Genomic DNA, 13,126 nt, shown 5'->3' with positions numbered 1-13,126 from the left:
ACAAGAATTATTGGTAATTTTGATGAAACTTAGTGTATAGAATATGATAACTCAAGAGAATTTTGAAAAGCAATATAGCGACCCCATTGAGCAGCAGCAGATAGACAAGTTCGTCTGTGTCGAGATGGGACGCCAGATACACCGTTACATCAAAGGTATGTCTGGCACGCTTGCCATGATGCATCGCTTTGAAGAGCAGCTGGCCCACCTCAATACCGAACAACGCGAACAGGCTATAGCCCGATATATAGACCTGAACCGCAAGGTGCTTGACGGCCTCGATCTCAAGGTCGTGCTGGCAAGAGCCATTGCCAACTATTGCGACACGTTCAGCTATATGCTCGAATTTATCAACGACAAACAAAGGGTGAACTTCTATCTCGCCCGTATCAAAAGCAAATATATCCAGTATCATCAGATATATGAAGAGAATGGCAAATATGGCATTCTTGACCATACGGGTAAGGTGATATTGAAGGCTCAATATGATTTCTTGCGTACTCCTTACGTCTATGTAGATGATTTGCGCACAATGCCTATTATAGCCCAGAAAGACGGCAAGATGGGTTTGGTGCTTCCAGACCGTAAAGATACCATTTATGCCGATTTCATCTACGATGACATTACCCTCCGCGAAGAGCCTCCGTACTTTGAGGCTGTAAAGGATGGCAAGGTTACCTTATTATAATACGGCTGGCAGCTGTTTCGCCGATTTCATCGGCATCGTGACTATCAACTATATATTTTAGGCCATAGATCTGTATGCCTGAATATATAGTTGATAATTTTATATCGGGCAAGGTCGTTTTCTGGATTATTGTCAGACCGACCGTTGTCATCGTGATTCGTCGCATCAGTTTTGATGATTGCAACGCCGAGCTATTCCACTATCGCATCGCGGTAAAAGGACTGCTTGCACCTGGTTTCTCCTTCACCCTTGTTCCATAGTATGTCTCTGCCGGTCGGTAGCGACTTGTGCCGGAACGGTTCGAAAAGTGCCGTGTCGACGTAATCTCCATGTTCGAGGCATGAAACCATAAAATCAAAGTTCGATTTTATCATTTCGCAACTTGATTTGTTAGTTTCAAACTTTGAAATCAAGAAAAACATGCATTTGGGAGAGATGTCGTAGGATAGGGGAGCCGCGTGGTATGGCCAGGATGTTGTCTATGTCTTCATAGCAGTGCCGAATGTGACTTTTATGCAGCCTATGGTAAGCATTGTGCCTGCAGATGAGGTTTGGTGGTGTCTAACAAATTAATTATTAATATGTTCGCATGATAATGGCATCCATGTATGCCAAACGCACAATGGTATAATGATGCCCAAGCCTCACGAATACTGATATTTTTTCAAAAATATGTTCTGAAAAATTTTGTGGTTACCAAAATAAGTCGTACCTTTGCACTCGCAAATAAGGAAAGTCAAAACATGAGCACCCTTAGCTCAGTTGGTAGAGCAACTGACTCTTAATCAGTGGGTCTAGGGTTCGAATCCCTAAGGGTGTACCACAAGACAAATCATTTTGCACTTTCCACTTGCACCCATAGCTCAGTTGGTAGAGCAACTGACTCTTAATCAGTGGGTCTAGGGTTCGAACCCCTAAGGGTGTACAAAAGAGATAATCTGACAAAGATTATCTCTTTTTTTTGGTACGCTTTTTGCATATTCAATAATGAATGTGTAATTTTGCATAACAATTAATAAAAAGGGAATCGAAACGCATATATGAATAATCTGTTTTCACAAAAAGTATCTGATTTATTGGTATTTGCTCGCAAGGAGGCTGACAGGCTTTCCAGCCAGGCCATCTGTCCGGAGCATATACTGTTGGGCGTTTTGCATGACGATAGTGGTAAAGCTGCAGAATTTCTGAAACATCTCAATATAAACTATACATCTTTGAAAGAGACTGTTGAGCATCGCATCATTGACGAGTATCGCTACGAGTCAGCCTCAGACAGCGAGATATCGCTCACCGAGCAGGCCAGTAATATATTGAGGTTGGCTGTCTTGGAAGCCCGTTTGCAGCATAGCCAGATGGTGGATGTCCACCATGTGCTGCTTGCTATCCTGCATGACAAGGCTCACACCGCTGCTAAGGAAATTCTCAATGACAACAATATAAAATACGAAGATATGCAGAACTATTTGGCTCAAAAAACCAATAGTGGTCCTGTAGACGGACTTTTCATGTCTGATGACGATGAGGGAGAAACTCCTGAATACGACAATCGTTCTGACCGTGACACGGCTGCTGCCACCAAGGGCAAGGACGCTATGGGTGGCACTCCCGTCATAGACAACTTCTCTGTAGACCTGACCCGCGCTGCAGCCGAGGGCAAACTTGACCCCGTGGTAGGGCGCGATGAGCAAATTCTGCGCGTCACCGAAATTCTCTGTCGGCGTAAAAAGAACAATCCCATACTCATCGGAGAGCCAGGCGTGGGTAAAAGTGCCATCGTAGAAGGCTTGGCACAGATGATAGTTGAGCAGAAGACTTCGCCGCTGTTGTTCAACAAGCGTCTGATTAATCTTGACTTGACAGCAATCGTAGCCGGAACCAAATACAGAGGTCAGTTTGAAGAACGCATCCGCGCATTGCTGAAGGAACTGGAGAACAATCCAGACATAATCGTCTTCATCGACGAGATACACACGATGATTGGTGCAGGCAGCACACCGGGCAGCATGGATGCTGCCAACATCATGAAGCCGGCATTGGCGCGCGGCACCATACAGTGTATCGGCGCCACCACCTTTGACGAATATCGCAACTCCATAGAGAAGGACGGAGCCTTGGAGCGCAGGTTCCAAAAGGTTCTGGTCGAGCCGACATCTGCAGAAGACACCCTGTGTATCCTGCAGAATATCAAGTCTCGCTACGAGGAGCATCACCATGTCGAATATACCGACGAGGCCCTCAAAGCGTGTGTCCGTCTTGCCGATAGATATATAAGTGACCGTAGTTTCCCCGACAAGGCAATCGATGTCTTGGACGAGGCCGGCTCCCATGTGCATTTGTCTCATGCCACCATCCCTGCCGAAATCCGACAGGCTCAAAAGGAGCTGGCCGAGATTAAGGACAAGAAGCAGAGTGCTGCCAAGAAGCAGAACTTTGAGTTGGCAATAAGCTATCGTGACCGGGAATTGGTCTTGGAAAAGGAATTGGCGGATATGCGCAGCAAGTGGATGTCTGGAGAAAGCGAACAAAGGGAAAAGGTAAGCGAAGCAGACATCGCAGAGGTTGTCGCCACGATGACCGGTGTGCCCGTTCGGCGCATCTCTGAAGGCGAGACCGCACAGTTGAAGACGCTGGCTGCCACACTCAAGCAGACCGTAATAGCGCAGGATGAAGCTGTGGAAAAGGTTTCCAAAGCCATCATGCGCAATAGGGTGGGGCTGAAGTCGCCCAACCAGCCTATTGGCGTCTTTATGTTCCTCGGTCCAACCGGTGTCGGCAAGACCCATTTGGCCAAGAAGATAGCTGAGCACTTGTTTGGTTCTACCGACTCTCTCATACGCATAGATATGAGCGAATATGCCGAGAGCTTCACCACTTCCAGACTGGTTGGAGCTCCTCCCGGATATGTAGGTTATAATGAGGGCGGCCAGTTGTCCGAGAAAGTGCGTCGTCATCCCTATTCAGTCGTTTTGCTCGATGAGATTGAAAAGGCCCATTCCAATGTTTTCAACATGTTGTTACAGGTGCTCGACGAGGGTCGTCTTACCGATGGCAATGGTCGTCTCGTAGATTTTCGCAATACCATTATTATTATGACCTCAAATGCCGGAACGCGCCAACTGAAAGACTTTGGTCGTGGCATTGGCTTCTCCAAGCGCAATATCTTGGGCGCTGACCTTGACGAGGATGATAAGAGGTATGCGCGCGATATCATCATGAAGAGCTTGAGCAAGCAGTTTGCCCCCGAGTTCCTCAATCGTCTTGATGATGTCATCACCTTCGACCAGTTAAGCATTGAAGCTCTCGAGAAAATCGTTGACATTCAGCTTGCCGACTTGTCTGAACGCCTCCTGTCAATGGGCTATCGTCTTAGCATAACCGATGCAGCCAAGTCGTTTGTCGCCAACCATGGATATGATGTGCAGTTTGGCGCACGCCCATTGAGACGAGCCATACAGACCTATATAGAGGACAAACTGTCGGAAGCGTTGATTTCAGAAGAGTTCACCCCCGGTCAGACGATAGTCATAGACAAGATTACGGATAAAGATGAGCTCTCGTTTACGGTCGAAACCGAAAACAATGCAGATACCGCGCAGCCATCATAAGCGCACCGAATATTGAGACATTAACTGTTCAAAAGCAAACAGATGATAAACAATTATAACAAGAAGAACGATTATGCCCAATATGTGGCGCAAGAAGATGATACGTTGCTCTCATGGCTCCTTGCCAACCTTAAAGAGAGCCGCTCTAAAGTCAAGGCGACTCTGCAGGGGCGTGGCATAAAAGTCAATGGCAAGCAAGTAACCCAATTTGACTTCCCCATCCATAAAGGAGATAAGATTTCAATCAGCCGTTCAAAAAAGAACGACCAGTTCAAAAGCCGCTATCTCAGTATCGTCTATGAAGACAAGTACCTTGTCGTGATAGAGAAAAACGTGGGCATACTGAGTATGGCAGCTGGTCATTCTTCGCTCAATGTCAAAACAATATTGGATGATTATTTCCGTCGTACACGCCAACGCTGCACTGCTCATGTCGTCCATCGACTGGACCGTGATACATCTGGTCTGATGATTTATGCCAAAGATATGCAGACGGAGCAGATACTGGAACATGATTGGCATAATATCGTATATGACCGTCGCTATGTTGCCGTTGTTTCTGGTGAGATGGAAGACAACGAGGGTACTATTGCCAATTGGCTGAAGGACAACAAGAACTACGTGACCTATTCATCGCCTACCGACAATGGTGGCAAATATGCTGTTACCCATTTCTATGTATTGAACCGTACTACTGAACATTCTTTGGTAGAGTACCAATTGGAGACAGGGCGCAAGAATCAGATACGTGTTCACTCTGCAGACATGGGACATCCGGTATGTGGTGATGTCAAATACGGTAATGGCGACGACCCGCTCGGCCGATTGTGTCTTCACGCTTACGTACTGTGCTTCTATCATCCAGTGACACACGAGCGGATGGAGTTTGAAACAATGATACCCACACAATTTAGAAAACTCTTCAAATAAACGATATGGATATTAATTTCACCTATTTTATCTTTATTCTCATTGCTGTAGTCGTGGGCGTGATAGTAATCAAAAAGATAACAGGTTGCCTAATCAAGACAGCCATTCTGGCAATAATCGTAGGCATTCTGGCTTATATCTATTTTGCCTACTTCAGGTCATAGGTGCCTAATTGTAGGTTTATAGGTTATCATGCATAATGTGGGCATGTCCATTGTTTGGGCACACCCACATTATTTATTATTAGGGGGCTCATCCTGTGTTCTGTGCAAAAATATACTGAAAATATTTGGCAGTTAAACAAAAATCATTACCTTTGCAACGAATATTGACGGTAAAGTCAAAAAACACAATAACAAAGATTAAAGATAAATCAATGCAAGCAAACATTCTATTCGGTTTCTCGTGGCCATGAATATGAAGTAAAATTCATATAGGTCCAGATAACTGAAAGGGATTGTTGTACGCGTTCATTGGTTTATTGATACACCATGAAACGGAAGGCCGTTTCATATTTTATAAATTTCACTTTATTCATTTAATCATTTGTTATTATGACTGATATTGTATCTGTTAGAGTCGTATTATCCGACTCCTTCCATGTTTATTATGACATTACGTTTGCCTCTCATCTCAATAGAGGCGACAAGTATTCAATCTCTAATTATGACCATACACTTATGTGTTATGTCAACGACTTCCAGCCTCAGCGCATTGGTATAAAGCGTAACCGTCTGCTCATCCGATGTGAGTCGCGATATGCCATGCTATCAAACGATTATTTTGCAATCTTGACATGCAATGACCGGGCTGTGGCCAAAATATCCTACAACCTGTCTGCCGATGACAGCGTAAGCAATCTTACGACCACTACGCTTACCCATGCCATGATGGAAAGTATAGTCGTAGAGCAGCTCTCACGCAAAGAGTTTTACCAGTTGGAATGGGATAAACTTGGAGATTATCCTGGGATAACTCCAATCAAGCAGCGTGCCATAGAACTGTTTCGATGGAAAATGTTCAATGAGCGTCGTTATATCATGAATCTGAAGGATGTGCGCCCTTGCCTTAACTTTACAGTGAGCAGCGATGATGCTCAGTATCTGACAAATCCTTTGCAGAACTTTGCTAAGATTGTAGACATGACATGGAATGTAAGCGATGACGATTTGTCTTCTGTCATTGAAGAGGGCAATGGCTCCAATTTATTTCAAACCGCTGATAAGTATTTTGAATCTAATCAGACTTTCTATATTCTGCACCACATCGGCAGTCTGCTCTGGGGAGCAGGAGCGTCTTTAGCCAAAATGATAGAGTCGCGTATGAAAGTGAATGGCGACATTGGCTTTATCTTCGTTGGAACGAAGGCAGAAATTACCCTGCTTGGTGAAAAGTATCCTACGTTGATTGCCAAAATCGATGAGCAAAACCACTTGGAATTGCAGCCCATGAACGTTAAAGAATTCCTGTTGGGAGTGCAATGCGAACTGAGGAAAATGGACTTGCGTTTGTCTTCAGATGCATTGAATGAATTGAATATAGGGCTGCTGCTTCGGTCATTACAGAACACTCTACCCAAGTTGTCGCTATCTATGCTTTCGCGCTTTGTCACAAAGGGACTGGCGGAGCGTTTTGTCAAGCGTGTAGCAAATACAGATAGCGTTGTTGAGCCACAATCGGCTATGCAACTGCAGATGATAGATAGCCGCGATATTGACTGGAGTATGTTCGAGACAGCCAGCCTGAGTGTTGATGACGTCATGCATTCTCTGTCCAGTATGGTCGGATTGACTTCTGTCAAGAAGGTTGTCGCAGATATGGCCTCTCTCGAACGTTATGCCCGTCTTTGTCAACAACAAGGAATCAATATTTCCTGTGTTTCCAATCACCACATGATATTTACGGGTAATCCAGGTACTGGCAAAACCACTGTGGCCAAGAAAATAGGTCAACTATTCCACTCTCTTGGCGTGCTGTCCAAAGGTGATGTCATAACAGCAGAACGCGGAACCATAGTTGGAAGATATTTGGGGGACACCGAAAATAACATGCAAAATCTGTTTGCGCAAGCAAAGGGCAATGTCTTGTTTATAGATGAAGCCTATTCTCTGAATACCGGAGCAGGCGATAAAGCGGATTTCGGCAATAGAGTGATAGAGTGTCTGCTAACAGTCTTGGCACAGCCCAACCCTGATATGATAATTATTATGGCTGGCTATCAGAACGAAATGGACAAGATGCTTGATAGCAATCCTGGACTGAGAGGACGATTTACCCACTATCTGCATTTTGAGGATTACTGTTCAGAGGAACTGCAGGAGATTGCTCAAATGAGAATTGCTTCAAGAGGATTGAAACTGTCTCTCAGTGCCAATGAAACCTTGGCTGACGCTATTGGCAAAACCCTGAGGGATAAAACCAATGGATTTGCCAATGCGCGATGGGTTGAGCAGTTTGCTGACAAGGCCATCTGCCACACCGCAAACAGAGTCCTGGCTTCTCACCTGTTTACTCAAGACTATCTGGTAACCATTACCTCAGAAGACATTGAAGCCGCCTATAATGAATTGACTATCGGTAACAATTATGCGAAGCCTAAAATTGGCTTCGCATAATCTGTAATCAGATGCCATCAATGAGTCTCATTCTGTTCTGGCATATCCCACTATTGCAATTGCTCATGAATTTAAGAGCCTTAGCTTTGGCTTGTTTCGCAAGTCTGTGCTCGTTGTTTTCAATCAACGCAAGGGCTGTTTCAATATAATATAGAGCGCAGTATTGAAGCACGGCATCGTCTTGACATTCATTGTTCTCCTTACCGTCTTCGATGTTTGCTTCTTTGGCAGCCTGTTCAAAGAGTGATTGCGCATCAGCCATCAGATGGCGGTGTACATAGGCGATGGCCTCAACAATCTTTATACATGCGAGACCATCATCAGAGGGATATGACGTAGTAGGATTATTTATTAATTTGATAGCCTCTTGCTCTTTATTGCAATAAATGAGGCATAATGCTTCGTCTCGAATAGTATGATCCCAATCACTAAGGTCATTTTCGCCATCATTTTCTTCTGCTATCTTGTGTATATACTGATAGATGTTTAATGCCTCTTGGTATTTTGCCTGCTGGAAGAGGCATTGTGCCTTGTCATATTCGGCATCGGTGATGTAGCTGGTAATGAAGTCGGCATGATGTTCGTTGGCTCCATAATCATTACAAACCGACAATGCTTCTTGATAGTGGCCACGATATATCAATTCTTTCCGTAGCTTTTCGGCAACTTCTCGTTGCACATAATATTCAAGATGAGACTTTTTCATCTGGTTATATTTGCCTATAACGGCGTCTATGTCATTATAGTCCTCATCGCGTATAGGTAGCACTATAGGCAGCCCGCATAGATTGTAAAGGTGGGTCAACATCTTCATGTCATTGATATCCATATTGTATATCAGTTGCATGATGACCTGACCAACGGTTCGCTTGTCTTTAACTGTTGTGTCGGAATATTGGCGAATTAGTTTTGCCGTCTTTTCAATAAATAGTATGAAGATATCCGCTGACGATGAGTGGCTTACTTCATCAATCTTCCTGATGACTTTGGCAAGTTCTTCCTCACAATGAGGAGATTGGGTAATGGCTTCGATGACGGCACGGACAATGGTCTCAGTCCATTCTTCGTATCTACACAAACGGAATATAGCCTTGCTTATGGGATAATCAGGCAGAATCTGCCTTATCTCAGACAAGTATTGAGTAACACATTCGTCTATATTGTACCTGCCATTTAGTATTATGCATCTAATCTTGATATGCAGCTTTATATAGTCGGTAGTCTGTCTTTCATCAAACGCTTGAACGGAGGACAGATATTTTACCCAAACTTCATCGTATGTCTCTGTAGGTTCAGGGTCGCTAAGAATATAGTGGTCAACACACTGCATATAAAGCAGACCTGCCAAAGAGATATCATTGTCTTCGATGAGAGGTAAGGCTGTATAGAAATCTTCTTTGGTGATGAATTGAAAATAGTGGCGGGTGTAGTGTTCTAACAGTTTTGTATCAACTGGCTTGGTATAGTTGTTGTTAACCAAGTGGATAAATCTATCCAAAAGATACTCAATGCCCTCCTTCTTGACTCTCTTGTCTGTACTCTTGGTTTTGAGCTGGGCCAATCTGGTTTCATCAAATGCTCCTTCCTGCATTGCCTTGGTTCCTGTCAAGATGGCTTCCTGATTATTTCCCTTCAATGTCAATAGTTGGCACTTGTTTGTATAGTAACTCTCTGCGTCTTTATCTTTTATCTTCTCATTGTATGCTTCCAATGTGTCAAGTTGGGAAGCAGTAGCATAATCGGGATATTCTATCAGGCAATTGACCAGATTGAAAGCAATGGTTTTTGCAGCCTCATCATCAAGAGCAGCCAATTCGTAACTTTTAAGAAAAGCTTCAAAGGCCTTGTCGTAATATGCTTTGGACTTATCACCACTCACCTTGTTTATCATGTTATAAGAGCAGAGGCCAATAATATTATAAAAGTCTTCAGCGTAGTGAGATGCATTCACTGTCTTGGCTTCCAGTGATTGTTCACAGAGATTGATACAATCTACATAATGGGCTCCAAGATATAATTGCCTGACTGCCTGATAGGAGCAATGGTGGTATTTGGAGTTATTATGAACTGCCTTATATGCGTCAGCAGCATTTGTATAAGACTTATATGCCTCGTAATATTCTTTGTCTGAATCGAAACAATCTGCAGCCTGCGAATAGAAATATGCATTCAGCTCTGGAGAAGAGGGGGAGATGTAATTGTTAAGTTCAAGGTAAGCTGTAGCCGCAAGGTAATATTCCCTGAATATCAATAACTGTTCTGCCAATTGCTGGAGTGTGCCGATTTCGTTGGCGTAGGTGCATGATGATAAAAGATTCCACATCCGCTCCATACATTGATGGACATCTGGGCTCTTGCCTAATTTGACTTGAAGGATGAACATATAGCGCTCACTATCTACTTTTTGTGTTGACTGTTCGATGGTGCCATCACGCATACTCATAATCTTATCCTCTATCTCTTGGGCATTTGTCAAATCGTTAAAGGTCAAATCAAATAGTATTTCAATTCTGGTTATAATAAAGGCATACTTATCAATATATGCCACTGTGTCAAGCATGTCTTCTGCTTCCTTTCTATTCTCCAATCGTATATAGCATTGGGCTGCTATAAGTAGAAAGAGAGTTTTTTCCATATCGCCGTCTTCATAATGGTCTAACATCATGTTGGCCTGTTGTAGTATATGCTCAACGCGGTTCGTATCCAATATTGTCTCTATACTATTGAGCAGAAGCGGCGTCTGTACATAATCTATTGTGCGTCCTGGACTCCATGTGTCTTCAATATTAATATCGTCGTTGAAGTGTTGTCCAACAGCATAATTTCGTAGGTTATTCTTTATTTCTCTCTTCATTCCCCATGGGAGCAGAAGTACCCAATTGACATTACGAACAATCCGGTTGATTTCACGGGTGCGTATGTCTTCTGGCAGAAGCATTGAGGGTAACGTGATAGCTGATATTAATGTCATAAATTGAGATCGGTAATTCTCTGGGGAAACAAAAAACGATAAAAGTATCAGACGGTATAATGACCAACACGAAAGCTGGCTGGATATGACATGATAGCCAGCTTTGTACAATTCAGGATAAAGGCCATAGAGTTCGGTAGGAGGAATGTTCAAATCAGATAAAGCGGTTATCGAACGGATGCGTTGATATAATTTCCCCCATTCCTGGGTCTCAGCGTAGAGCTTTACCAGTTCAGTGTTATTGCGGCGAATGGAGTTCTGGAAATGTTCTTCGATAGTGTTGGCAAACAACAGATTGATGAGAATGAATCCCAAGAAGCCATTGTGGCGTTTTGTCAGTTGGCGACTTTGCCTATCCAAGTTGTTGGTTTCTTTCTCCAATAGTTTTATGGCTTGGCGCATAAATGATTCTTTCTTAGCTCTATCGTCGATGTAACGTTGAATGACAGCTTTCTGCAAAGATTGATTGGCGAGCATAATATGCCCGTCGATGTCAATGGTAAGCAACCGCAGCGCGCCATAAAGACTTGCCCATTCTATAGGAGGCAATGACAAATGGCTGGCCAACAGATTTTCGGCCAGACCAGTTTGGGTAACGGCAAGAAGACATAAAATTTGCGCAGTCAAATCGCGTCCGTGCTCTTCTTCAACTCCTTCAATAATAAGGTTATAAAAGTCGTTTTCATCACGTGCAGACAGGTAATGGTCAATGTATTCGTCAACTCTTTCGTAAATGCCAAATTCTTGAAGTTCATTTAGAAACATTATCAGTAATGAGGGATTTCTTAGTATGTTGCATCGGGCAATGTGCAGATACTGATTGTCTACGAGATGTTTGGCTTTGATGGCAAGATAACGTTTGGTTATCTCTATGATATCCGTAGAAGATAAATCGCATAGTTCATAGTGCTGCATTGAACGACAGGCTTGTTTTATTTTTTCGTCAGTAGCCGTGACCACAAGACTGATTTGGTTGGGCAGTTGGTTAACCCATGCCATAGAGAGGTCGTCATCTCCAATAAGACGGTCAACTCCATCAAGCATCCAAAGGATACGCTCGTTATAGTGTGCATTTTCAAAGATGTCTTTAAGCGAAATGGGTGTCTCATCATACAAGTCAATGTCGGCAAAAGTTGGACAAGTCTGCCCAAGTTTCTTCAAGAACATGCGATAGCACTTATCAACGGTGTTGATGTCGTTATCTATATAGGTGCGAATAATGGGTACAAATCGTTCGGTGTATCCTTCTTCGTGTGTTCTTTTGTCATTTACATAACCAAAACCATATTCATCTTCTGCCAAATAGATTCCTTCAACTCCATCCTCGTTGGTAGTATCAGCATAATAATTCGCAACAAATGCACTTTTCCCCATTCCGTTTTTACCGATAACAAGACGATGTGTGTCGAAATCAGCTGCAGCCGTAAACAAAGCAGGAATACGCCCATTAATATAGACCTGTCTTAACTCATTTTCCTTAGCTCGTTGTAGCTTATCGGCAATCGAATAGAAATCCAGATTCTCGTCAGGGTAGAGGTCATTGATTTTGGCCATTAGCTGATTGTATATTCTGCGTCCCAAATCCTTTGGGGTAGTATAGGATGTAGCACTGCAGAGTCCTTTACTTTCGGCTTCTGCAATGCAGGTCTTTAGTCTTTTGAGCTTCTCGATCTTTACTTTATCGGTTTCTCGTTTTTGCTCTGGTATATAGTTGTCTTGTCTGATGAAGAACATTGCATTGACGGGCGTCTTGCTCTTCAGAGCCCCATATTGCATCTCTATTTCGGTAATCGACATATTGCTATTGAGATACTTCTCTATCCATGGGTATTTCTGCAAGAGACGGTTGTTGTCTCCATATCCGTTGGCACCTGGAATCCATCCATATCTTCCGCCAATCATTCCGATAAAGAATGGGCGTGTATGCTCTATCTCATCAATACATATTTCTATTACTTTGCCGCTTTTTGAATCTTCTTCAGTAACGCCCCATCTCAAATCAATAACAGAGAAATTGACGTTACGGCGATGACATTCGGCCTTTATCATGGGGAATACTTTTTTTACAAGGTAGTTGCGTTCGTCCTGCATATCTGCAAAGGTGGATGACAAGAAAACGCGAATCTGTCTTTTGGCAGTATTGGTGCTCATACAAATGATGTTGGTTTCGGTAATAAGTAAACTTTCATTACAAAAATACTTATTTATTCTGAAAACCGAAAATGATTTATGCTATTTCTTCGGTGCAATTCCAAAAAATATGGTCAACCATTGTGTTGACTACATACATTTTTATAACTTTGCATCAAAATCTTAT

At 43.2% G+C, this 13,126-nt stretch carries 7 protein-coding genes and 2 tRNA genes; 8 read left to right on the top strand and 1 reads right to left on the bottom strand.

What is annotated here, in order from left to right:
- Positions 1–43 precede the first annotated feature (43 nt).
- From CIK94_RS03655 to CIK94_RS03625, 8 genes are all read left to right on the top strand, one after another.
- The gene (locus tag CIK94_RS03655; RefSeq protein WP_022311459.1) at positions 44–688 is read left to right on the top strand and encodes a WG repeat-containing protein; all 645 of its coding nucleotides are present in this window, start codon (positions 44–46) and stop codon (positions 686–688) included.
- A 74-nt stretch (positions 689–762) separates the two neighbouring features.
- Positions 763–948, top strand: coding sequence for a hypothetical protein (locus CIK94_RS14330; RefSeq protein WP_022311458.1), 186 nt, complete (start codon positions 763–765; stop codon positions 946–948).
- Positions 949–1,435: 487 nt separating this feature from the next.
- Positions 1,436–1,511, top strand: a tRNA-Lys gene (locus tag CIK94_RS03645).
- A 29-nt stretch (positions 1,512–1,540) separates the two neighbouring features.
- A tRNA-Lys gene (locus CIK94_RS03640) sits at positions 1,541–1,613 on the top strand.
- A gap of 115 nt (positions 1,614–1,728) precedes the next feature.
- On the top strand, positions 1,729–4,293 hold the full coding sequence (locus tag CIK94_RS03635; protein ID WP_094421360.1) for an ATP-dependent Clp protease ATP-binding subunit: 2,565 nt from the start codon (positions 1,729–1,731) through the stop codon (positions 4,291–4,293).
- Positions 4,294–4,335: 42 nt separating this feature from the next.
- The gene (locus tag CIK94_RS03630) at positions 4,336–5,223 is read left to right on the top strand and encodes an RluA family pseudouridine synthase (RefSeq protein WP_022311455.1); all 888 of its coding nucleotides are present in this window, start codon (positions 4,336–4,338) and stop codon (positions 5,221–5,223) included.
- Between the two features lie 5 nt (positions 5,224–5,228).
- Positions 5,229–5,387, top strand: coding sequence for a hypothetical protein (locus tag CIK94_RS14545; protein ID WP_173823497.1), 159 nt, complete (start codon positions 5,229–5,231; stop codon positions 5,385–5,387).
- Positions 5,388–5,777: 390 nt separating this feature from the next.
- Positions 5,778–7,838, top strand: coding sequence for an AAA family ATPase (locus CIK94_RS03625; protein WP_094421358.1), 2,061 nt, complete (start codon positions 5,778–5,780; stop codon positions 7,836–7,838).
- A gap of 7 nt (positions 7,839–7,845) precedes the next feature.
- Here CIK94_RS03625 and CIK94_RS03620 read toward each other — a convergent pair whose 3' ends face one another.
- Complete coding sequence (locus CIK94_RS03620) at positions 7,846–12,960, bottom strand: DUF4062 domain-containing protein (RefSeq protein ID WP_094421356.1); 5,115 nt, start codon at positions 12,958–12,960, stop codon at positions 7,846–7,848.
- Positions 12,961–13,126: the final 166 nt, after the last annotated feature.

It is taken from the genome of Prevotella sp. P4-51, from assembly GCF_002251455.1.
GTDB lineage: Bacteria > Bacteroidota > Bacteroidia > Bacteroidales > Bacteroidaceae > Prevotella.
The sequence above is the reverse complement of the archived record's forward strand: the minus strand, read 5'-3'. Positions and strand labels throughout refer to the sequence as shown.

Excerpts from the sequence above, each read along its gene's own strand:
- CIK94_RS03655 (WP_022311459.1), top strand. The coding sequence starts at position 44 with ATGATAACTCAAGAGAATTTTGAAAAGCAATATAGCGACCCCATTGAG.
- CIK94_RS14330 (WP_022311458.1), top strand. The coding sequence starts at position 763 with ATGCCTGAATATATAGTTGATAATTTTATATCGGGCAAGGTCGTTTTC.
- CIK94_RS03635 (WP_094421360.1), top strand. The coding sequence starts at position 1,729 with ATGAATAATCTGTTTTCACAAAAAGTATCTGATTTATTGGTATTTGCT.
- CIK94_RS03630 (WP_022311455.1), top strand. The coding sequence starts at position 4,336 with ATGATAAACAATTATAACAAGAAGAACGATTATGCCCAATATGTGGCG.
- CIK94_RS14545 (WP_173823497.1), top strand. The coding sequence starts at position 5,229 with ATGGATATTAATTTCACCTATTTTATCTTTATTCTCATTGCTGTAGTC.
- CIK94_RS03625 (WP_094421358.1), top strand. The coding sequence starts at position 5,778 with ATGACTGATATTGTATCTGTTAGAGTCGTATTATCCGACTCCTTCCAT.
- CIK94_RS03620 (WP_094421356.1), bottom strand. The coding sequence starts at position 12,960 with ATGAGCACCAATACTGCCAAAAGACAGATTCGCGTTTTCTTGTCATCC.